General features: G+C 71.7%; 17 protein-coding genes. 5 read left to right on the forward strand and 12 right to left on the reverse strand.

Features of this window, described 5'->3' with window-relative positions; genetic code table 11:
• Nucleotides 1-49: 49 nt before the first annotated feature.
• Nucleotides 50-781, reverse strand: coding sequence for a fumarylacetoacetate hydrolase family protein (locus tag OOZ19_RS28235; protein ID WP_266093210.1), 732 nt, complete (start codon nucleotides 779-781; stop codon nucleotides 50-52).
• A 312-nt stretch (nucleotides 782-1,093) separates the two neighbouring features.
• Between OOZ19_RS28235 and OOZ19_RS28240 the strand changes: the two genes are divergently transcribed.
• Nucleotides 1,094-1,747: a YdcF family protein gene (locus OOZ19_RS28240; protein ID WP_416309519.1), complete on the forward strand. Its 654-nt coding sequence runs from the start codon at nucleotides 1,094-1,096 to the stop codon at nucleotides 1,745-1,747.
• A gap of 44 nt (nucleotides 1,748-1,791) precedes the next feature.
• Here the strand turns inward: OOZ19_RS28240 and OOZ19_RS28245 are convergent, their stop codons facing one another.
• Together OOZ19_RS28245 and gltB are read right to left on the reverse strand one after the other, a co-directional pair.
• Nucleotides 1,792-3,297 (reverse strand): glutamate synthase subunit beta, encoded by a 1,506-nt coding sequence (locus tag OOZ19_RS28245; RefSeq protein ID WP_266093212.1) that lies wholly within the window; start codon nucleotides 3,295-3,297, stop codon nucleotides 1,792-1,794.
• Entirely contained in the window at nucleotides 3,290-7,840 is a 4,551-nt protein-coding gene (gene gltB / locus OOZ19_RS28250; RefSeq protein WP_266093213.1) for a glutamate synthase large subunit, read from the reverse strand. The genes OOZ19_RS28245 and gltB overlap by 8 nt, the downstream gene beginning before the upstream one ends.
• A gap of 460 nt (nucleotides 7,841-8,300) precedes the next feature.
• Here gltB and OOZ19_RS28255 point away from each other — a divergent pair, with 460 nt between their 5' ends.
• The 3 genes from OOZ19_RS28255 to OOZ19_RS28265 all read left to right on the forward strand — a co-directional run bounded on the left by OOZ19_RS28255 (nucleotide 8,301) and on the right by OOZ19_RS28265 (nucleotide 11,480).
• Nucleotides 8,301-9,350, forward strand: a complete 1,050-nt coding sequence (locus tag OOZ19_RS28255; RefSeq protein WP_323055188.1) for an ABC transporter substrate-binding protein — start codon at nucleotides 8,301-8,303, stop codon at nucleotides 9,348-9,350.
• Nucleotides 9,351-9,675: 325 nt separating this feature from the next.
• Nucleotides 9,676-10,695 (forward strand): FecCD family ABC transporter permease, encoded by a 1,020-nt coding sequence (locus OOZ19_RS28260; protein WP_266093214.1) that lies wholly within the window; start codon nucleotides 9,676-9,678, stop codon nucleotides 10,693-10,695.
• On the forward strand, nucleotides 10,692-11,480 hold the full coding sequence (locus OOZ19_RS28265) for an ABC transporter ATP-binding protein (protein ID WP_266093215.1): 789 nt from the start codon (nucleotides 10,692-10,694) through the stop codon (nucleotides 11,478-11,480). The genes OOZ19_RS28260 and OOZ19_RS28265 overlap by 4 nt, the downstream gene beginning before the upstream one ends.
• 202 nt (nucleotides 11,481-11,682) lie before the next feature.
• On the opposite strand, the gene lgt is transcribed toward OOZ19_RS28265, so the two are convergent.
• The 6 genes from lgt to OOZ19_RS28295 all read right to left on the reverse strand — a co-directional run bounded on the left by lgt (nucleotide 11,683) and on the right by OOZ19_RS28295 (nucleotide 18,615).
• Nucleotides 11,683-12,813, reverse strand: a complete 1,131-nt coding sequence (gene lgt, locus OOZ19_RS28270) for a prolipoprotein diacylglyceryl transferase (protein WP_266093216.1) — start codon at nucleotides 12,811-12,813, stop codon at nucleotides 11,683-11,685.
• Nucleotides 12,814-13,076: 263 nt separating this feature from the next.
• Nucleotides 13,077-13,871: a tryptophan synthase subunit alpha gene (gene trpA / locus OOZ19_RS28275; protein WP_266093217.1), complete on the reverse strand. Its 795-nt coding sequence runs from the start codon at nucleotides 13,869-13,871 to the stop codon at nucleotides 13,077-13,079.
• On the reverse strand, nucleotides 13,868-15,169 hold the full coding sequence (gene trpB / locus OOZ19_RS28280) for a tryptophan synthase subunit beta (protein WP_266093218.1): 1,302 nt from the start codon (nucleotides 15,167-15,169) through the stop codon (nucleotides 13,868-13,870). The genes trpA and trpB overlap by 4 nt, the downstream gene beginning before the upstream one ends.
• Nucleotides 15,170-15,346: 177 nt before the next feature.
• Nucleotides 15,347-16,159 (reverse strand): indole-3-glycerol phosphate synthase TrpC, encoded by an 813-nt coding sequence (trpC, locus tag OOZ19_RS28285; RefSeq protein ID WP_184481237.1) that lies wholly within the window; start codon nucleotides 16,157-16,159, stop codon nucleotides 15,347-15,349.
• A 279-nt stretch (nucleotides 16,160-16,438) separates the two neighbouring features.
• Nucleotides 16,439-17,041: a Trp biosynthesis-associated membrane protein gene (locus tag OOZ19_RS28290; RefSeq protein WP_266093219.1), complete on the reverse strand. Its 603-nt coding sequence runs from the start codon at nucleotides 17,039-17,041 to the stop codon at nucleotides 16,439-16,441.
• A complete protein-coding gene (locus tag OOZ19_RS28295; RefSeq protein ID WP_266093220.1) occupies nucleotides 17,038-18,615 on the reverse strand; it encodes an anthranilate synthase component I in 1,578 nt (525 codons plus the stop codon). The genes OOZ19_RS28290 and OOZ19_RS28295 overlap by 4 nt, the downstream gene beginning before the upstream one ends.
• Before the next feature lie 107 nt (nucleotides 18,616-18,722).
• Here OOZ19_RS28295 and OOZ19_RS28300 point away from each other — a divergent pair, with 107 nt between their 5' ends.
• Nucleotides 18,723-19,373: a TetR/AcrR family transcriptional regulator gene (locus OOZ19_RS28300; RefSeq protein ID WP_266093221.1), complete on the forward strand. Its 651-nt coding sequence runs from the start codon at nucleotides 18,723-18,725 to the stop codon at nucleotides 19,371-19,373.
• A 25-nt stretch (nucleotides 19,374-19,398) separates the two neighbouring features.
• On the opposite strand, the gene hisI is transcribed toward OOZ19_RS28300, so the two are convergent.
• From hisI to priA, 3 genes are all read right to left on the reverse strand, one after another.
• On the reverse strand, nucleotides 19,399-19,737 hold the full coding sequence (gene hisI, locus OOZ19_RS28305; RefSeq protein WP_266093222.1) for a phosphoribosyl-AMP cyclohydrolase: 339 nt from the start codon (nucleotides 19,735-19,737) through the stop codon (nucleotides 19,399-19,401).
• A complete protein-coding gene (hisF, locus tag OOZ19_RS28310; protein ID WP_266093223.1) occupies nucleotides 19,734-20,507 on the reverse strand; it encodes an imidazole glycerol phosphate synthase subunit HisF in 774 nt (257 codons plus the stop codon). The genes hisI and hisF overlap by 4 nt, the downstream gene beginning before the upstream one ends.
• Before the next feature lie 85 nt (nucleotides 20,508-20,592).
• Nucleotides 20,593-21,324: a bifunctional 1-(5-phosphoribosyl)-5-((5-phosphoribosylamino)methylideneamino)imidazole-4-carboxamide isomerase/phosphoribosylanthranilate isomerase PriA gene (gene priA, locus OOZ19_RS28315; protein WP_266093224.1), complete on the reverse strand. Its 732-nt coding sequence runs from the start codon at nucleotides 21,322-21,324 to the stop codon at nucleotides 20,593-20,595.
• Nucleotides 21,325-21,607 lie beyond the last annotated feature (283 nt).

The following is a 21,607-nucleotide window of genomic DNA, read 5'->3' on the forward strand; positions in this document are numbered from 1 at the left end:
CTCGCGAGGAGAACGCCGAGAGCCCGCTGCGGTGCCGCTCGCTCGGGGTTCAGGTCCTGACCACTCGGCTGGTGAGCGCGCCGATTCCGTCGATCTCGGCCACGAGCGAGTCGCCCGGTTCGATCGGGCTGATCGTGCCGGGGGCGCCGGTGAGGACCACGTCGCCCTTGGCCAGCTCGACCAGCGTGGACAGGTGGGACAGGGTTTCCGGGATGCTGCGGACCAGGTCCGCGGTGGATCCCGTCGCGACCCGGTCGCCGTTGCGGCGCAACGTGATCGCCGCGTCGGTGGCGTCGAACCTCGTCTCGATCCACGGGCCCAGCGGCGTGAAGCCGCGCCTGCTCTTCGCCGCCGTGCACAGCGGATCGCGGCGCTGCTCGTCGCGGGCCGTGACGTCGAGCGCGATCGTGTAGCCGAGCACGCGGGTGAGCACCAGCTCCGGATCCGCCTGCCACATCGGAGCGCCCACGACCACCGCCAGCTCGGCCGCCGCCTCCACCAGCCCGATCCCGGCCGGCAGCGGGATCGCATCGCCCGGTCCCGCCACGCTGCCCACCGCTTTCAGGAACGTCGCCGGTGGCAGCACCTCGCCTTCGGCATCGACCCTGCTCGCCACGCCGAACACCGTGCTCGGCAGCACCGGCACCAGCAACGACTCGGGGCTGCCGAACGGGTCGCCGATCGGCACCTCCGCGGTGGGCTCCGGAAGAGGGTGCAGCACCCCGCCCACCAGCGCCCCGGACTGGGGGCCGGACGCCGCTTGGTAACGCACCAGTCTCATGCGACGCACTCCACGAAGTAGTAGGGATTCCGTTCGGTCCGGAACGCGGCGCGGAAGCCCGTGCGGCGCCGTGGGGCCATCCCATCAGGTAGGTGTCGCCGCAACCAACAGTCCACGTGGGAACCGGCGCAACCCGTGAAGTCGCTCACGCCCCCGGCGGTGGCGGAGATCGCGGCCGGTTCTCGCGGCCGGGAACGGTCGCACGCCGCGAGTTCGCCGGGCCTGGCCGCACGATCTTGTGAGATTCTTCGGGCCCCCGCCGGTGATCCGGCGGGGTGGCCGCGGGGACGGGCGACGAGAGGGGTGAGCGCCGTGGCGGTACCGGCGGAGTCGGCGGCGGACGTGCGGACGTTGTGGGACTACCACGACCTCCGGCACGAGCCGCGCCGCTGCGACGTGGGCGTGGGCCTCGGCAGCCACGACCTCGGAGTCGCGACGCGCACCGCCGAGCTGTACCACCAAGGCTGGTTTCCGCGGATCGTGTTCACCGGCGCCAACGCGCCCACCACCGTCGAGCGGTTCCCGCGCGGTGAGGCGGTGCACTTCCGGGAGCACGCGCTGGAGCTCGGCGTCCCCGAGTCGGCCATCGCGGTCGAGACGGCGGCCACGAACACCGGGGAGAACATCGAGTTCACCCGCGCGCTGCTGGCCGAACAAGGCCTGCTGCACGCCCAGGTCACGTTGATCTCCCGCCCCTACCAGCAGCGCCGCGCCCTCGCGACGGCCCGGAAGCGCTGGCCCGAGGCCGAATTCCGCTGCGCCGCGACCGCGCAGTCGCTGGAGGAGCACGTCGAGAGCATCGGCGACCCGCACCGGGTGATCACCATGCTGGTGGGCGACACGCAGCGGATCACCCGCTACGCCGAACTCGGCTTCGCCGCGCCGCAAGACGTGCCCGCGGAGGTGCACGCCGCCTACCTGCGGCTCGTCGACGCCGGTTACACGGCGCGCCTGGTCCGGGACTGATCCGCTGGACCGCCCCGCCGGGCGAGGCGGTCCAGCGGGACCGGCTACACCACCGCCAGCGGCAGCGCCGTCGGGTGCACCGGCGACGGCAGGTCGGAGGCACCGGTGAGGTGCGCGTCCACCGCGTTCGCCACCGAACGGCCCTCCGCGATCGCCCACACCACCAGCGACGCGCCGCGGTGCGCGTCACCGCAGACGAACACGCCCGGCGCGGACGTCTCCCAGTCGGAGCCGCAGCCGATGGTGCCGCGGCCGGACAGCTCGATGCCGAGGCCGTCGAGCAGCGGCATGTGCTCCACGCCCTCGAAGCCGATCGCGAACAGCGCCAGGTCGCACGGCACCTCCTCCGGGGCGTCGGAGACCGGCACGACCTGCCGCTTGCCGTCGGCGTCGCGCTCCACGCGCACCTCCCGCAGCCGCACCGCGCGCACGCGACCGTCGTCGTCGCCGACGAACTCCTCCACGGCTACGGCGAACTTCCGCTCCCCGGCCTCCTCGTGCGCCGGGTAGGTGCGCAAGATGTACGGCCACGTCGGCCACGGCGACAGGTCGTCGTCGCGCCGCGTCGGCGGCTGCGGGTACTGGTCGAGCTGCGTCACGCTCAGCGCGCCCTGGCGGGTGGCGGTGCCGTAGCAGTCGGCGCCGGTGTCGCCGCCGCCGATGATGACGACGTGCTTGCCGCGCGCGGAGATCGGCGTCGGCCCGTCGCCCTCGACCTCCTTGTTCGCGGGCACCAAGTGCTCCATCGCCAGGTGCACGCCGTCGAGGTCCCGGCCGGGCACCACGCGGTCGTCCCGGCCGCGCAGCGCGCCCACCGCGAGGACCACCGCGTCGTGGCCCGCCCGCAGCTGCTCCACCGTCACGTCGGCGCCGACCTCGCAGCCGGTCACGAACTTGGTGCCCTCGGCGCGCATCTGCCCCAACCGGCGGTCCAGGACGGACTTCTCCATCTTGAACTCGGGGATCCCGTAGCGGAGCAGGCCGCCGAGGCGGTCGTCGCGCTCGTAGACGGTCACCTCGTGCCCGGCGCGGGTGAGCTGCTGGGCCGCGGCGAGCCCGGCAGGCCCGGAGCCGACGACGGCGACCCGGTGGCCGGTGCCGACCTCGGCGGGCCGCGGTTGCACCTGGTCGTGCTCCCAGGCGACCTCCGCGATGGTCTCCTCGACCCGCTTGATCGTCACCGCTCCCCCGGCGTCCGGGGAGATCGCCAGCACGCACGCCGCCTCGCAGGGGGCCGGGCAGAGCTTGCCGGTGAACTCGGGGAAGTTGTTCGTCGCGTGCAGCCGCTCGCTCGCCTGGTCCCAGTGGCCGCGGCGGACCTGGTCGTTCCACTCCGGGATGAGGTTGCCCAGCGGGCACCCCGCCGAACCGGAGTGGCAGAACGGGATGCCGCAGTCCATGCAGCGCGCGGCCTGCGTGGACACCTCCGCCTTGCGGTCCGATGTGGACAGTGCCGCGTAGACCTCGCGCCAGTCGCCGAGCCGCTCGTCGTAGGAGCGCTTCGGGGCCTCGGCCCGGGAGAACTTCAGGAAACCCTTCGGGTCAGCCACGGGACGCCTCCATGATCGCCTCTTCGACGTCGCGGCCCTCGGAGCGGGCCAGCCGCATCGCCTCCAGCACCCGCGCGTAGTCGCGCGGCATGATCTTCGCGAACGCGGCGGACCGCCGCGTCCAGTCGCCCAGCAGCGACGCCGCCACCGTGGAACCGGTGAAGTCGTGGTGGCGACGCACGATGTCCTGCAACCACCGCAGGTCCTTCGCCGTCGGCTGCTGCACGTCCACCATCGCCGTGTTCACCCGCACCGGATCCAGGTCCAGCACGTAGGCGATGCCGCCGGACATGCCCGCCGCGACGTTGCGCCCGGTACCGCCGAGCACCACGGCGCGACCACCCGTCATGTACTCGAAGGCGTGGTCCCCGGCCCCCTCGGCGACGGCCGTGGCACCCGAGTTCCGCACGCAGAACCGCTCGCCGACCTGCCCGCGCAGGAAGAGCTCGCCCGCGGTGGCGCCGTAGCCGATCACGTTGCCCGCGATCACCTGGTCCTCCGCGGCGAACGCCGAAGCCGGATCGGGGCGCACCATCACACGCCCACCGGAGAGGCCCTTGCCGACGTAGTCGTTGGCGTCGCCGATCATCTCCAGCGTCACGCCCGGCGGCAGGAACGCGCCCAGCGACTGCCCCGCCGAGCCCTCCAGCTCCACGTGGATCGTGTCGTCGGGCAGGCCGTCGCCGCCGAAGCGGCGGGTGACCTCCGCGCCCAGCAAGGTGCCCACGGTCCGGTTCACGTTGCGCACCGGCAGCCGCAGCCGCACCGGATGCGCGTCCTCCAGCGCCGCCTCCGCCAGCTGGATCACCGTGCGGTCCAAGGCGTGCTCCAGCCCGTGGTCCTGCTCGCGCACCCGGCGGCGCACCGGCGAGTACGGCGTCTCCGGCTCGGCGAACACCGGTGTCAGGTCCAGGCCCGTCGTCTTCCAGTGCTCCACGGCCTCATCGGTGCGCAGCGCGCTCACCTGGCCGATCGCCTCGTCCAAGGTGCGGAAGCCGAGCCGCGCCAAGTGCTCGCGGACCTCCTCGGCGACGAACTCGAAGAAGTTCACCACGTGCTCGACCTGGCCCGTGTAGCGCTGGCGCAGCTCCGGGTTCTGGGTGGCCACGCCCACCGGGCAGGTGTCGAGGTGGCAGACGCGCATCATCACGCAGCCCTCGACGACCAGCGGGGCGGTCGCGAAGCCGTACTCCTCGGCGCCCAGCAGCGCCGCGATCACCACGTCGCGGCCGGTCTTCATGCCGCCGTCGACCTGCACCGTGATCCGGTCCCGCAGGCCGTTGAGCAGCAGCGTCTGCTGCGTCTCGGCCAGCCCGACCTCCCACGGCGTGCCCGCGTGCTTGAGCGAGGTCAGCGCCGCCGCGCCGGTACCGCCGTCGTGGCCCGAGATGAGCACCACGTCGGCGTGCGCCTTGCTGACCCCCGCCGCGACCGTGCCCACGCCGACCGAACTGACCAGCTTCACGTGCACCCGCGCCTGATCGTTGGCGTTCTTCAGGTCGTGGATGAGCTGCGCGAGATCCTCGATCGAGTAGATGTCGTGGTGCGGCGGCGGCGAGATCAACCCGACGCCCGGCGTGGAGTGCCGCGTCTTCGCGATCCACGGGTACACCTTGTGCGCGGGCAGCTGACCGCCCTCGCCGGGCTTCGCACCCTGCGCCATCTTGATCTGCACGTCGGTCGCGTTGACCAGGTACTCGCTGGTCACGCCGAACCGGCCGGAGGCGACCTGCTTGATGCCGGAGCGGCGCTCCTCGTCGTAGAGCCGGTCGGCGTCTTCCCCGCCCTCACCGGAGTTGGAACGGCCGCCGATGCGGTTCATCGCGATGGCCAGCGTCTCGTGCGCCTCCGCGGAGATCGCGCCGTAGCTCATGCCGCCGGTGGCGAACCGCTTCATGATCTCCGAGATCGGTTCGACCTCGTCGAGGGAGATCGGGTCCCGGCCGCTGCTGAGCTCGAACATGCCGCGCAACGTGCCGCCTTGGCGAGCCAGCCGGTCGCACTCCTCGGTGTACTTGCGGTAGGCCTCGACCTTGCGGGTCTTCGTGGCGTGCTGCAGCAGGAACACCATGTCCGGCGAGAACAGGTGCAGCTCGCCCTCGCGGCGGTAGGAGTACTCGCCGCCGACCTCCAGCCTGCGGTGCGCCCGGTCGGTCGGGTTGTCCGGGTAGGCGCGGCGGTGCCGCTGCGCGACCTCCTCGGCCAGCACCGCCAGCTCGACCCCGCCGAGCTGGGTGCCGGTGCCGGTGAAGTACTCCTCGACGAGCTCCTTCGACAGGCCCACGGACTCGAAGATCTGCGCGGCCGTGTAAGCGCCGACGGTGGAGATGCCCATCTTCGACATCACCTTCAGCACGCCCTTGACCAGCGCCTGCACGTAGTTGCGGATCGCCACCCGCGGCCGGATCCCGGTGATCTGGCCGGTGGCGATCATGTCCTCGATCGTCTCGAAGGCCAGGTACGGGTTGACCGCGGCGGCGCCGAAACCGAGCAGCGCGGCGATGTGGTGCACCTCGCGGGCGTCGCCGCTCTCCACCACCAGCGCGACCTTCAGCCGCTCCTTGGTGCGCACCAAGTGGTGGTGCACGGCGGAGACCAGCAGCAACGACGGGATCGGCGCCATCCGGTGATCGGAATCCCGATCGGAGAGCACTAGTACCCGTGCGCCCGCGCTGATCGCCTCGGAAGCCTCCTGGCGCACCCGTTCGACGGCCTCGGCCAGCGCCTCACCGCCACCGTCGGCCTCGTACAGGCCGGAGAGCACGGTGCAGGCGAAACCGGGCAGGTCGCCGTCGGAGTTGATGTGGATGAGCTTCGCCAGCTCGTCGTTGTCGATCACCGGGGTGGGCAGCACGACGTGCCGGCAGGACGCCGCGACGGGCTCCAGCAGGTTCTGCTCCGGCCCCATCACGCGCGCCACCGACGTGACGATCTCCTCCCGGATCGCGTCCAGCGGCGGGTTCGTGACCTGCGCGAAGTGCTGCACGAAGTAGTCGTAGAGCAGCCGGGAGCGCTGCGAGAGCGCGGCCTGCGGCGTGTCCGAGCCCATCGACCCCAGCGGCTCCGCGCCGCCGGAGGCCATCGGCGCCAGCAGCAGCGCCAGCTCCTCCTCGGTGTAGCCGAAGGTCAGCTGCCTGCGCACCACCGACTCGTGGCTCTGCACCACGTGCTCGCGGTCGGCGAGCTGCCCCAGGTTCAACTGGCCCGCGTGCAGCCACTCCTCGTAGGCGTGCTGCTCGGCCAGCGCCGCCTTGACCTCGTCGTCGTCGACGACGCGGCCCTGCTCGGTGTCGATCAGGAACATCCGGCCCGGCTGCAACCGGCCCTTCGCGACGATCTCCTCCGGCTTCAGGTTCAGCACCCCGGACTCGCTGGCCAGCACCACGCGGTCGTCGGCGGTGCGCCACCACCGCGCCGGGCGCAGCCCGTTGCGGTCCAGCACCGCGCCTACCAGCGACCCATCGGTGAACGTGACGCAGGCAGGGCCGTCCCACGGCTCCATCAGGCCCGCGTGGAACCGGTAGAACGACTTGCGCTTCGGATCCATCTCGGCGTGGTTCTCCCACGCCTCCGGGATCATCATCAGCACCGCGTGCGGCAGGCTCCGCCCGCCCAGGTGCAGCAGCTCCAGCACCTCGTCGAACGAGGCCGAGTCCGAGCCGTCGTCGGCGCAGATCGGGTACAGCCGGGACAGGTCGCCGGGGATCACGTCGGAAGCCAGCAGCGCCTCCCGCGAACGCATCCGGTTCCGGTTCCCGCGGATCGTGTTGATCTCGCCGTTGTGCGCCATGTAGCGGAACGGGTGCGCCAGCGGCCACGACGGGAAGGTGTTCGTGGAGAACCGGCTGTGCACCACCGCGATCGCCGAGGCCAGCCGCTCATCGGTGAGGTCCGGGAAGAACAGCGGCAGCTGCTCGGTGGTCAACATTCCCTTGTAGACCAACGTGCGCGCCGACAGCGACGCGAAGTACAGCTCGGCACCCGCGCGGACCGACTCCCGCTCGGCGCGCTTGCGCAGGCAGAACGCCAACCGCTCAAGCTCCAGCCCGGCCTCGGCCGCGAGGCCCTCGACCAGCAGCATCGAGAAGTGCGGCATGCACTCCAGCGCGGCCGTGCCGACACCCGCCCGCTCCGGCGCGATCGGCACGTCCCGCCAGCCCAGCACGCGCAAGCCCTCCTCGGCGGCGAGGCGCTCCACGAGGGACACCGCCTCCGCGCGGCGCTCCGGATCCACCGGCAGGAACCCGATGCCCGCCGCGTAGCGCGCCCGGCCGGCCTCGTCCGGCTCCGGCAGGTCGAAACCCGGACATGAGCGCAGCAGCTCATCCGGCAGCTGCACCAGCAGTCCCGCACCGTCACCGCTGGTCGGTTCCGCCCCAGCGGCCCCGCGGTGATCGAGATTCGCCAGTGCGGTCAGCGCGTCGGCCACGATGCCGTGCGAACGACGGCCCTGGACGTCGGCCACCATGGCGACACCGCAGGAATCGTGCTCGGCGGCGGGGTCGTACAGACCCTGCGCGGCGGGAAAGGCAGAGAAGACCACTGCGCAAACCTCCCTCGTCGGTTCTCGTGCTGGGAGAACACCGCGACGTGCGCGGTGATCTCTTCCGGGCACGGGACGACGCTGGCCCGCGTGGGCGTCCGGCGCTGGACGGATGATCGGCCGAGCCGGGCAAGGGCACCGCGCTCGGCGAAAGCAGCTCCGGTCGGCGAGCCGGAAAGCGGCAGTGGAGTGCGAGCCGCAGAGACCGCCGTTCCGGCGAGCGGAGCGGTCGGATTCTTCAAGCACCAGGCCACGACGGGCACCCTTGCCACGACCCGAGTTCGCCGAACCTTAACAAGCACGATACCCGGAAGCAGCACCGCAAGTCAGCTCTCGGCCGGCGTGAATATTCCGACTTCCCAGCGAACCGCGCCACCCGCCGCAGGTGGACGGCGGGGATCCGCACCCGGTCTCCGCGAGTGACGATCAGTTCCTGGTATCTTTCCAGCTCGGGGCGCTCGTGGCAGCGAATTCCGGTGCGTTCGCGCGCGGCGTCGCCGCCAGCCACCGCACCCGGCGCGCACACGTGGCGCACCGGCCCGACCACGAGGACGTCATGCTCGGGTTCCGCCGCATTCCCGCCCTGCTGCTGGCCGTGCTGGCCCTGCTGTTCGCCGGCACCTCGTGCGCCACGCGCACACCGTCCCCCGCACCGGAAGCCCCGGTCGAGGACCCGGCCGCCGCGTTCCCCGCGCAGATCACCATCGAAGGCCAAGAGCCGGTGACGCTGCCCCAGCAGCCCAAGAGCATCGTGTCGCTGAGCCCCACCGCCACCGAATCGCTGTACGCCATCGGCGCGGGCGAGCAGGTCAAGGCCACCGACCAGTTCTCCACCTTCCCCCCGCACGCACCGCGCACCGACCTCAGCGGCCTCACCAGCGACGCCGCGGCCGTCGCCGGCCACGACCCGGACCTGGTCATCGCACCCGAAGGTGCCGGCAAGCTCGTCGACGGACTGCACGAGCTGGAGATCCCGGTGCTGGTCACGCCGTCGGCGGCGTCCCTGGACGAGGCGTACGCGCAGATCGAGACCCTCGGCCAGGCCACCGGGCACAGCAGGCAGGCCCACGACGTGACGCGGCGGATGCGCGACGACATCGCCAAGATCGTCGCCGACACCCCGAAGCCGCCGGAGCCGCTGAGCTACTTCCACGAAGTCAGCCCGGACTTCTACACCACCACCTCGAACAGCTTCATCGGCGGCGTGTACGGGCTGTTCGGCCTCACCAACATCGCCGACGAAGCGGGCGGCGCGGGCAACGACTTCCCGCAGCTGGCCCAAGAACGCATCGTGCAGGCCGACCCCGACCTGATCTTCCTGGCGGACGCGAAGTGCTGCGGCGCCACCCCGCAGTCCACCGCCACCCGCCCCGGCTGGGACACGCTCACCGCCGTGCGGGAGAACCGGGTCATCGCCCTCGACGACGACGTCGCCGGCCGCTGGGGGCCGCGCGTGGTCGACTTGGTACGGGCAGTGAGCGACACCGTCTCCCGCACCCAGCGGCCTTGAGGGGCTTCCGGTCGTCTTGTTCTGGTGGTCGGGTAACGGAACCTCAGCGGCTTCCTCGCTGCGGGATCTTTTTCCCGAGTGGCTCCGCCACGAGGGAAAAAGCCGTCCTCGCGAGGAAGCCGCTGAGAACCCGCCGGTGAGCGGCTTCTCGACGTGGGCTATGCGCTTCGCGCATCCAGGCACGGCCTTCGGCCGCAAGGCAAGCGGGCTTCGCCGCCCACTGCACGGCCTTCGACCTCAAGGCAGGCAGGCTTCGCCGCCCACTGCGCGGCTTCGACGCTGACATGACAGAGCTGAGCGTTTTCTGCGAGGACTCGTGAGACGGATGCCGCGCACCTCCCGGCTGCGGCCGGGGGCGCTGATGGCGGGGGTGGCGGCGTTGCTGCTGGCGCTGCTCGGCTCGGTGCTGCTGGGGGCCGCTGAGCTCGGGTGGACGCGGGTGCTCGCGGAGATCTGGGCGCAGCTCACCGGTGGGCACTCACCGCTGTCCGAGCGCGAAGCGGCGATCCTGTGGCGGCTGCGGGTGCCGCGCGCCGTGCTCGGGGCGCTGGTCGGGGCCGCGCTCGGGGTGTCCGGTGCCGCCTTCCAAGGGGTGTTCCGCAATCCGCTGGCCGACCCGTACCTGCTGGGCGCGGCAGGCGGCGCCGGGCTCGGCGTGACGCTCGTGATCACCATGCTGCCGCAGGCCGGATCGGCGCCCGGCGCGGCGCAGGCCGCCGCGTTCGCCGGAGCGCTCGGCGGGGTGGCCCTGACCTGGCTGCTGGGGCGTTCCGCGGGCAACGACGCGGCGACACTGGTGCTGGCGGGGGTCGCCGTCGGCGCCTTCCTCGCCGCCGGGCAGACGTTCCTGCAGCAGCTGCGGCTGGAGAGCCTGCAGCAGGTCTACCTGTGGATCCTGGGCCGGTTGAGCACCGCGGGCTGGACGGACGTGCTGCTGGTGCTGCCGCTGCTGGTGATCTCGGGTGCGGTGCTGTGCGCCTGCTCCCGGCTGCTGGACCTGCTCGGCACCGGCGACGAGGAGGCCGCCTCGCTCGGCGTGCACCCCGGCCGGGCCCGCGCCGTGGTGCTGGTGGCCGCGTCGCTGGCCACCGCCGCGGCTGTGTCGGTGGCCGGGCTGATCGGGTTCGTCGGGCTCGTCGTGCCGCACCTGGTGCGGCTGGCCTGCGGCGGGACCTACCGGATCGTCGTGCCGCTGTCGCTGCTGTTCGGCGGCGCCTTCCTCGTGCTGGCCGACATGCTCGCGCGGACCGCGCTCGCCCCCGCCGAACTGCCCATCGGCGTGATCACCGCGTTCACCGGAGCACCGTTCTTCGCGGTGCTGCTGCACCGGAGCAGGCGCGCGTGAACGACCTGCGGATCCGCGACCTCACCGCCGGGTACCGGCGGCGCACCGTGCTGTCCGAGATCTCCGCGCACGTCCCCGGCGGCGGCTGGCTCGGCATCATCGGCCCCAACGGCTCCGGCAAGTCCACCCTGCTCAAAGCCGTCGCGGGCCTGCTGCGCCACGAAGGCACCGTGCTCATCGGCGGGCGCCCGCTGCACGACGCCGGACGCCGGGAACGGGCCCGGCTGCTCGGGTACGCGCCGCAGATCCCGCAGCTGCCGCCGGGGCTCACCGTCACCGACTACGTGCTGCTGGGCCGCACCCCGCACCTCGGGCCGCTCGGCCGGGAAGGACAAGCCGACCGGGAAGTGGTCGAGCGGATCGTGGAACGCCTCGACCTGACCCGGCTCGCCGCGCGCCCGCTGACCGAGCTCTCCGGCGGGGAGCGGCAACGGGCCGCGCTCGGGCGGGCGCTGGCGCAGCGCGCCGGAGTGCTGCTGCTCGACGAACCCACCACCGGCCTCGACATCGGGCACGCGCAAGCGCTGCTGGACCTCGTCGACGAGCTGCGCCGCGAACTCGGAACCACCGTCGTCACGACCCTGCACGACCTGACGATCTCCGCGCAGTACGCCGAGGACCTGCTGCTGCTCGCCGACGGCCGCGTCGCCGCGCACGGCACGCCCGCCGACGTGCTCACCCCTGACGTGCTCACCGTGCACTACGACGCCCGAGTCGCCGTGCTCACCGGTCCCGACGGTTGCCCGGTTATCGCTCCGGTTCGGGGTTCCGGTCGTTCTGCATAGGTGGTCGGGTAGCGGCTTCTCGACGTGGGCTATGCGCTTCGCGCATACGAGCACGGCCTCCGGCCGCACGGCAGGCGTGGCTTCGCCGCCCGAGGCACGGCTCGGCCGCTAGACAGGCTCCGCCGCCGACTAGGCGGATCGCGAAAAACGGCCGTGCCTCCGGGTGGTCCGGTGACACGGCCGTCGTGCGGCTCGGTGGAAGCTACTTCTCCTCGGTCTCGTCCGGCTGGTCCGGCTTCTTGTCGCCGGTGACGGCCGTGGCCGACGCCTCCTTCGGGCGCTTGTCCGAGGCGGAATCCTCCGGTTCCGGTGGGTCCGCGCCGGCTTCTGCCTTCGACGCGCCTGATCCCGACGGGCGCTCGTCCACGTCGGTGGAAGACGTCTCGCCGGACTTGCCGTCGGCGGCCGGTTCCACGCCGTAATCGTCGTCGCCGGGCAGCGGCTTCCCGCGCAGCGACGCCGGGTCCTCCCGCTTGCCGCGCACCACCAGCAGGTAGATCACGGCCAGCGCGAACACGATCAGCGAGGTGAACACGTTGATGCGGATGCCCAGCAGGTGCGTGGCCTCGTCGGTGCGCATCATCTCGATCCACACCCGGCCCGCCGTGTAGCCCGCGACGTAGAGCGCGAACACCCGGCCGCGGCCCATCCGGAACTTCCGGTCCGCCCACACGATCAGCACGGCGACCAGCAGGTTCCACAGCAGCTCGTACAGGAACGTCGGATGCACCACCGCGAGCGGCGCGGCCTGGTCGATGGCGTGCCCGTAGATCTGGTCCGCCATGCCCGTCTCCGGGTCGATGCGCCGGTAGATCTCCAGCCCCCACGGCACCGTCGTCGGGCTGCCGTAGAGCTCCTGGTTGAACCAGTTCCCCAACCGGCCGATGGCCTGCGCGGTGACCAGCGCCGGAGCGATCGCGTCGGCGAACGCCGCCAGCGACACCCCGCGCCTGCGGCAACCGATCCAGGCACCGACCGCGCCCAGCGCGACCGCGCCCCAGATGCCGAGGCCGCCCTCCCAGACCTTCAACGCGTCCAGCGGGTTGCGCCCCGGACCGAAGTACTTGTACCAGTCCGTCGCGACGTGGTAGAGCCGCCCGCCGACCAGCCCGAACGGAACGGCGAACACCGCGATGTCGGTGACCACGCCCTTGCGGCCACCCCGCGCCTGCCAGCGCCGGTCACCCCACAGGATCGCCACGATGATCCCGGCGATGATGCACAGCGCGTACGCGCGCAACGGCACCGGGCCGATCTGCCAGACCCCCTGCGGAGGGCTGGGAATGTTCGCCAGGAACGAGGTCGCCGAGGCAGCGAGGTTGTGCGCGCTCACGCGCCCCACCGTATCGGTCCCCATCGAACGTTCCGAGGTCTGGGGCTTTTTAGGCGAGATCTGCGTAGGTGGTCGGGTGGCGGAACCTCAGCGTTCTTCTCGCTGCGGGATCTTTTTCCCGAGTGGCTCCGCCACGAGGGAAAAAGCCGTCCTCGCGAGAAGACAGCTGAGAACCCGCGGGTGGTCGCTCTGCGTGCGTGGTCGCTGCTCAGCGGCTTCGCCGCTGACAAGACACGACCACAAGACCGTGCTGGTCGGTCTCGTCAGCGGGAGCGGACGCCTCGGCCCAGCTCGGCGGCGAGCTCGCGGACGCCGTCGACGCCCTCGCGTTCCGCGCGGTCGATGAACGCCGAGCCGACGATGACGCCGTCGGCGAACTTCGCGACCTCCGCGGCCTGCTCGCCGGAACGGACCCCGAGGCCCACACCGATCGGCAGGTCCGTGTGCGCGCGCGTGCGCCGGACCAGGCTCTCCGCCTTGTCCCCGACGGTGGCGCGAGCACCCGTCACGCCCATCACCGAGGTGGCGTAGACGAAACCGGAACTGGCCTTCGCCGTCATCGCCAGCCGCTGCTCCGTGGACGACGGGGCGACCAGGAAGATCCGGTCCACGCCGTGCGCGTCGGAGGCGGCCATCCAGTCATCGGCCTCGTCCGGAACGAGGTCCGGGGTGATCACCCCGAGGCCGCCCGCCGCCTTCAGGTCGCGGGCGAACGCGTCCGGGCCGTACTGGTGCACCGGGTTCCAGTAGGTCATCACGACGGCGTGCTTGCCCGCCTCGGCGACCGAGGACACCACGTCGAACAGGTCCCGGACGCGGAACCCGGCGCGCAGCGCCACGTCCCCCGCGGCCTGGATGGTCGGGCCGTCGATCACCGGGTCGGAGTACGGGACGCCGACCTCGACGATGTCGCAGCCCGGCGCGTCGTCCGTGCCGCCGAGCATCCCCGCCAGCAGCTCCTTCGAACCCGCCACCGTGGGATACCCGGCGGGAAGGTAGCCGACCAGCGCGGCGCGATCCTCGTCGCGGCAGGCCGCGAACACCTCGTGCAGGCTCACCGGGCCGCCTCCCCCACTGCGTCGTCCGCGACGGTCTCGCCGGAGTCGTCGACGAGGCCGAAGTACTTCGCGGCCGTGTCCATGTCCTTGTCGCCCCGGCCCGACAAGCTCACCAGCAAGGTGGCGTCCGGGCCGAGTTCCTTGCCGAGCTCCAGCGCGCCCGCGAGGGCGTGCGCGGACTCGATGGCCGGGATGATGCCCTCGGTGCGGGAGAGCAACTTGAACGCCTGCATCGCCTCGTCGTCGGTGACGGCGCGGTACTCGGCGCGGCCGGCGTCCTTGAGGTACGAGTGCTCCGGCCCGACGCCGGGGTAGTCCAAGCCCGCCGAGATCGAGTAGGCCTCGGTGATCTGCCCGTCGTCGTCCTGCAGCAGGTACGAGCGGGCGCCGTGCAGCGTGCCGGGCGTGCCCTTGCTCAAGGTCGCGCCGTGCTCACCGCTGTCGAGGCCGTGGCCCGCGGGTTCGTAACCGACCAGGCGCACGCCGGGGTCGTCGATGAAGCCGTGGAAGATGCCGATGGCGTTGGAGCCGCCGCCGACGCAGGCGACCACCGCGTCCGGCAGGCCGCCGAACTTCTCGAGGGACTGCTCGCGCGCCTCCTCGCCGATGATCTTGTGGAAGTTGCGCACCATCACCGGGAACGGGTGCGCCCCGGCGGCCGTGCCCAGCAGGTAGTGGGTGTCGTCGACGCTGGCGACCCAGTCCCGCAGCGCCTCGTTGATCGCGTCCTTGAGCGTCGCCGAACCGTTCGCGACCGGTCGGACCTCCGCGCCGAGCAACCGCATCCGCGCCACGTTCAGCGCCTGGCGCTCGGTGTCGACCTTGCCCATGTAGATCACGCAGTCGAGGTCGAGCAGCGCGCAGGCCGTCGCGGTCGCCACGCCGTGCTGACCGGCACCGGTCTCGGCGATGACGCGCTTCTTGCCCATCCGCTTGACCAGCAGCGCCTGCCCCAGCACGTTGTTGATCTTGTGCGAGCCGGTGTGGTTCAAATCCTCGCGCTTGAGCAGGATCCGCGCCCCGCCCGCGTGCTCGCCGAACCGCTTCGCCTCCGTGAGCAGCGACGGGCGTCCCGCGTAGTCCCGCAGCAGCCGCGCCAGCTCCTCGACGAACTCCGGGTCGAGCTGCGCCTTCTCGTACTCCGCGGTCAACTCGTCCTGCGCGGCGATCAACGCCTCCGGCATGAACCGGCCACCGTAAGGACCGAAATGGCCCCGCCCATCCGGATCATGCCCCTCGGGCACCGGACGGCCCGGCCGATGCGCGCGGTCGTGCTGCGCGTCGTGCACCGTCGCCATCAGGGTCACCTCTCCACTCGTCCTCAGAACCCGGAACACCGGCCGAATCGCCGGTACCAGGCGATACCGCACCTCCCGGAACGCCGGGCGGGCACGTACACCACTCCGCACCTCGGGTTCCCGAAACCGGCGCCCCGACACCGGCGGAACCGGGATCGGGGCGCGCGGGCACGGGACTCAGCGACTGGGGCGCGGGCACGCCGGATGCGACCCGGCGGTCACCAGCTGGGTCACCGCGACCCGCGGGTTCTCACTGGTCACCAGGCCCTCACCGACGAGCACGGCGTCCGCGCCGGAACCCGCGTACGCCATCAGGTCACTCGGGCCGCGCACACCCGACTCGGCCACCTTGAGCACGTCCGGCGGCAGTCCCGGCGCGATCCGCCCGAACACCTCCCGGTCCACGTCCAAGGTGTGCAGGTTGCGCGCGTTGATCCCGATGACCTTCGCCCCCGCCTCCAGCGCACGGTCCGCCTCCTCGGCGGTGTGCACCTCGATGAGGGCCGTCATGCCCAGCGACTCGACCCGGTCCAGCAGGGCCTCCAGCGCGTTCTGCTCCAGCGCGGCCACGATCAGCAGCACCATGTCCGCGCCGTGCGCGCGAGCCTCGTGCACCTGGTACGGGCTGACGATGAAGTCCTTGCGCAGCAACGGCGTGCCCCCGACCTTGGCGCGCACGTCGTCGAAGTCCGCCAGCGAACCGCCGAAGCGGCGCTGCTCGGTCAACACGCTGATCACCCGCGCGCCCGCCGCCGCGTAATCCGCGGCCAGGTCGGCGGGCTCACCGATCTCAGCGAGCTCGCCCTTGGACGGGCTGCGCCGCTTGACCTCGGCGATGACGCCGACGCCGGGCGCGCGCAGCGCCGCCAGCGCATCGTGCGGCGGTGGTGCCGCCGCCGATCGCTGCTTGATCTCGTCGAACGGGACGGCGGACTCGCGGACAGCCATGTCCTCGCGAACGCCCTCGATGATGGATTCCAGAACGCTCACTCGAACACCTCGTCACGCGTGCCCCGAACACTCGCCCGCAGGTCTCGAAAATCGTCTTCCGCGCAGACCAACTCAAAGCGCTCGATCACGACACTCCCCTTCCCGCCGTGCCGTTCGCATGGCCGATGCTAACCCCGTGCGGTGCGGCCTCTCGCCAAGGGGTCGGTACAACGTCCCTGCACAGCAAGGACCTTCGTCCCTTGCCGGATCCGATCGCGGTACCCGCCGCCACCACCCGGATGTACCCGGCCTGGTGCCGGGACCACGGTGGGTACGGCGCTATCGCTCGTCCGTCGGGTCAGCTCCCTCGTCCAGGGCATCCCAGAGCCTTTTGTCCGGATCCGCGGACTTCGGCCGCTCCGCGCCCGGAGCGGAGTACTTCGCGCCCATCGCGGGCAACCGGCCCGCCCGCCACGCCACCAGCAGCCCGGCGCCGAACAGCGCCAGCGCCGCCAGCAGCATCAGCAGCGGCCCGAACGGCGCGCGCGACAATTCCCCGATCGGCTCGCTCCCACCGGGCACGTCCGTCGGGACGTACTCCGACGAGGCACCGAACTGCCAAGTCACCGCCCGCCACACCAGCAGCACCCCGCCCAGCAAGGTCAGCGCGCCGATGATCCGGCGCAGCCAGCCACCGGTCGCGAGCACCGCCGCCACCGCCGTCAGCGCCGCCAACGCCAGCGGCACCAGCTCCGGGCGCACCGCCGCCCCCGTCGCCGCGGACTCGACGTCCCCGGAGAACGGAGTGCGGTACGGCCGGGACACCCAGTTCAGCGCGCTCGCCCACCACAGCAGTCCCGCGCCCGCCACCAGCAGCAGGACCACCGACCACAACAACCTCGGCGACGTCGCGCGCGGCTCGGCCGCCTCCCGGGCCGTCAAACCCGCTCCTCCACGCCCGGCTGCGCCACCGACGCCTCCGTCGCCGCCGGCGGGCGCAACGTCTGCGCCGTGGCGATCGCGCTGAGCACGGCCTTCGCCTTGTTCAGCGTCTCCTGGTCCTCCGCCACCGGATCCGAGTCGGCGACGATGCCGCCGCCCGCCTGCACGTAAGCCACCCCGTCGCGCACCAGCGCGGTGCGGATCGCGATGGCCGTGTCGGCGTCCCCGGCGAAGTCCAAGTAGCCCACCACACCGCCGTACTGCGCCCGCCGCGTCGGCTCCAGCTCCTCGATCAGCTCCAGCGCCCGCGGCTTCGGCGCGCCGGACAAAGTGCCCGCCGGGAAGCACGCCGTGACCGCGTCGAACGCGCTGCGGTCCTCCCCGAGGGTGCCGGTGACCGTGGAGACCAAGTGCATCACGTGGCTGTAGCGCTCGATGCGGAAGAACTCCACCACGTGCACCGAACCGGGGCGGCACACCCGGCCCAGGTCGTTGCGGCCCAAGTCGACGAGCATCAAGTGCTCGGCCCGCTCCTTCTCGTCGTTGCTGAGCTCCTTCTCCAGCCGCGCGTCCTCGTCCTCGTCCGCACCGCGCCAGCGGGTGCCCGCGATGGGGTGCGTCGTCGCCTGCCCATCGCGGACCGTCACCAGCGACTCCGGGCTGGAACCGACGATGTCGAACGGCGGGCCGCCCTCCGGGTCGGCCATCCGCAGCAGGTACATGTACGGGCTGGGGTTCGTGGTGCGCAGCACGCGGTAGACGTCCAGCGCGTCAGCGCTGGTCTCCATCTCGAAGCGCTGCGAGACGACCACCTGGAACGCCTCGCCGGAGCGGATGCTCTCCTTCGCCGACTCCACCGCCGCGTAGTGCTCCTGCGGGGTGCGGCGGCGCGTGAAGTCCGGCGCCGGCCGGGAGAACGCGGCGACCGTCGGCTCCGACGGCGTGCACAGCCGCTCGGTCATCTCGTCGAGCCTGCGCACCGCGTCGTCGTAGGCGGCGTCCACCCGCTCCGGGCTGTCGTCCCAGTTCACCGCGTTCGCGATGAGCGTGATGGTGCCCTCGTGGTGGTCCAGCGCGGCCAAGTCGGTGGCCAGCAGCATCACCAGCTCGGGGATCTCCAGGTCGTCCTCGGTGAGCTCCGGCAGCCGCTCCAGGCGGCGCACCGCGTCGTAGCCGAGGTAGCCGACCATGCCGCCGGTCAACGGCGGCAACCCCGGAAGCGGATCGGTGCGCAGCAACCGCACCGTCTCGCGCAGCGCCTCCAGCGGGTCCCCGCCCTCCGGCAGCCCCACCGGCGGCGTGCCCGTCCAGCAGGCCTCGCCGTCACGCACCGTCAACGCCGCCGCACTGCGCACCCCGACGAAGGACCAGCGCGACCAGGAACGCCCGTTCTCCGCGGACTCGAACAGGAACGTGCCCGTGCGATCACCCGCGAGTTTCCGGTACACCCCCAGCGGGGTCTCGTCGTCGGCCAGCAGCCGCCGCACCACGGGAATGACCCGCCGCCCGGCGGCGAGCTCGCGGAACTCCGTGCGGTCCGGGGTGATGCAGCCGATGTCGCCGTCGCCAACCATGCCCATCATTGTGCCGACACCGCACCCGCGTCGTCGCAGCGGTCAAGCCGCCCGGCCCCCGACGGTCCTTTTTGCGACGGGCACCGGACAGCGGCAAGGATGGCGGGGTGAGCAGCGGCACCCCCCGGCAGGACGACACCGACGACGCGGCCCCGAAGCGGCGCGGGCGCAGGCCGGGCGGGCAGGACACCCGCGCGGCCCTCGTCGAGGCGGCCCGCGAGGTGTTCGCCGAAGTCGGCTACAACGACGCCACGGTGCGCACCATCGCCACCCGCGCCGGAGTGGACCCGGCGATGGTCAACCACTGGTTCGGCGGCAAGGAATCCCTGTTCACCGTGGCCGTGCAGATCCCGGTGGATCCGACGACGCTCATCCCGGAACTGCTCGCCGGGGACAAGGAACAGCTCGCCGAACGCATCCTGCGCCGGTTCCTGGCGGTGTGGGACGACGTCGGCGGGGGCTCGTTCGCCGCGCTGGTCCGCAGCGTCGCCTCCCACGGTTCGGCGGTGCGGCTGCTGCGCGAGTTCGTGGCGACCGTCGTCATCAACAGGCTCATCCGCGAACTGGACATGGACCGCCCCGACCTGCGCGCGGCCTTGAGCGCCAGCCAAATCGTCGGGCTGGGCATGATGCGCTACGTCGTGCAGCTGGAACCGCTGGCCTCCGCCGACCACGACGCGCTCGTCGCCGCCATCGCCCCCAACCTGCAGCACTACCTCACCGGCGAACTGGACCCGGCGGCGAAGCTACCCGGTTAGCGGGCAGAGCGGCCTGGGAACGGGCTCACAGCAGGACGTCGGCGTCGAAGCAGGTGCGGTCGCCGGTGTGGCAGGCGGCGCCCTCCTGGTCCACCACCAGCAGCACGGTGTCGCCATCGCAGTCCAACCGCACCTCGTGCACGTGCTGCACGTGCCCCGACGTCTCGCCCTTCACCCAGTACGCGTTCCTGCTGCGGGAGAAATAAGTACCGCGGCGCGTCGTGAGGGTGCGGTGCAGCGCCTCGTCGTCCATCCACGCCATCATCAGCACCTCACCGGTGCCGCGCTGCTGCGCGATGGCCGCGACCAGCCCGTCCGCGTTGCGCTTGAGCCTGCCCGCGATCGTCGGGTCGAGTTCGCTCATCGGACGGTGATCCCTTCCGCGCGCATCGCCGCCTTGACCTCGCTGATCCGCAGCTGCCCGAAGTGGAACACGCTGGCCGCCAGCACCGCGTCCGCACCGGCGTGCACCGCGGGCGCGAAGTGCTCCACCGCCCCCGCGCCACCGCTGGCGATCAGCGGCACGTCGACGCGGGCGCGCACCGCGCGGATCAGCTCCAAGTCGAACCCGGCCTTGGTGCCGTCGGCGTCCATCGAGTTGAGCAGGATCTCGCCCACGCCCAGCTCCTGCGCCCGCTCCGCCCACTCCACCGCGCAGATGCCCGTGCCGCGCCTGCCGCCGTGCGTGGTGACCTCGAAACCCGACGCCGTGGGCCGCTCCCCCTCCGGCACCCGGCGGGCGTCGGCGGACAGCACCACGCACTGCGCGCCGAACCGGTGGGAGGACTCCCGCAGCAGCTCCGGGCGGGCGATGGCGGCGGTGTTCAAGCTGACCTTGTCCGCACCCGCGCGCAGCAAGCGGTTGATGTCATCGGGGCTGCGCACGCCGCCACCGACGGTCAGCGGGATGAACACCTGCTCCGCGGTCCGGCGCACCACGTCGAAAGTCGTCTCCCGGTCCGAGGACGACGCCGTCACGTCCAAGAAGGTGAGCTCGTCGGCGCTCTCCGCGTCGTAGGTCTTCGCCAGCTCGACGGGATCGCCCGCGTCGACCAAGTTCGTGAAGTTGACACCCTTGACGACCCGCCCGGCATCCACGTCCAGGCAGGGGATCACTCGCACCGCGACGCCCATGCCACCAGGGTAGGCCGCCCGCGCGGAACGAGATGCACCCGGTGCGTCCGGCGGCGGAGTCGACCACCGCCGGACGCCGGTCCGATCAGGACACGGCCGCGAGGGCCTCTTCCAACGTGAAGTTCCCCGCGTACAAGGCCTTGCCGACGATGGAGCCCTCCACGCCCAGCGGCGCCAGTTCCGCCAACGCCCGCAGATCATCCACACTGGACACTCCGCCGGAGGCGACGACGGGGGCGTCGGTGCGGGCGCACACCTCGCGCAGCAGATCCGCGTTCGGCCCCTGCAACGTGCCGTCCTTGCTCACGTCGGTGACGACGTAACGACGGCACCCCGCGGCGTCCAACCGGGCCAGCACCTCCCACAGATCACCACCATCACGAGTCCAGCCGCGCGCGGCCAGCCGGTGGCCCTGCTCCGTGATCCGCACGTCCAAGCCCACCGCGACCTGATCCCCGTGCTCGGCGACGACCTGATCCGCCCACTCCGGATCCTCCAAAGCCGCCGTGCCCAAGTTCACCCGGTCGCATCCCGTGCCCAGCGCCGCCTTCAACGACTCGTCGTCGCGGATGCCGCCCGAAAGCTCCACCCGCACGTCCAGCCGCCGCACCACGTCCGCGAGCAGCTCCCGGTTCGAACCGCGGCCGAACGCGGCGTCGAGATCCACCAGGTGGATCCACTCCGCGCCCGCGCGCTGCCAGGCCAACGCGGCCTCCAACGGATCCCCGTAAGAAGTCTCGGTACCGGCCGCACCCTGGACCAGGCGGACAGCCTGACCATCGGCCACGTCAACTGCAGGAAGAAGCGTGAAAGTCACGGCGCTTAGTCTATCGGGCCTAGTCGGGTGGGAGGTTTGGAGTCTCCCCGGCTTGGCGTGTGGGTTTGGTTTTGGGGTCTCGCTCGGCTTGGGTCTGGGGGTGGTTTTTAGGGCCTTCCCGGTTTGGGTGTGTGGTTGCTGTGGTGCGGTGGAAGGTCTTCTCTACTGACTGCTTCCAGGGCTCGTGTTGCTGGGGTGTCCGGGTAGCGGAACCTCAGCCGGTCTCTCGCTGCGGGATCTTTTTCCCGAGTGGCTCCGCCACGAGGGAAAAAGCCGTCCTCGC

The sequence above is a fragment of the Saccharopolyspora sp. NFXS83 genome (genome assembly GCF_026241095.1).
Classification (GTDB): Bacteria; Actinomycetota; Actinomycetes; order Mycobacteriales; family Pseudonocardiaceae; genus Saccharopolyspora_C.

Coding starts and splice junctions, on each gene's coding strand:
- OOZ19_RS28235 (WP_266093210.1), bottom strand. CDS start 781: ATGAGACTGGTGCGTTACCAAGCGGCGTCCGGCCCCCAGTCCGGGGCG.
- OOZ19_RS28260 (WP_266093214.1), top strand. CDS start 9,676: ATGCCGCGCACCTCCCGGCTGCGGCCGGGGGCGCTGATGGCGGGGGTG.
- trpB (WP_266093218.1), bottom strand. CDS start 15,169: ATGGCGACGGTGCACGACGCGCAGCACGACCGCGCGCATCGGCCGGGC.
- OOZ19_RS28295 (WP_266093220.1), bottom strand. CDS start 18,615: ATGGTTGGCGACGGCGACATCGGCTGCATCACCCCGGACCGCACGGAG.
- hisI (WP_266093222.1), bottom strand. CDS start 19,737: ATGAGCGAACTCGACCCGACGATCGCGGGCAGGCTCAAGCGCAACGCG.
- hisF (WP_266093223.1), bottom strand. CDS start 20,507: ATGGGCGTCGCGGTGCGAGTGATCCCCTGCCTGGACGTGGATGCCGGG.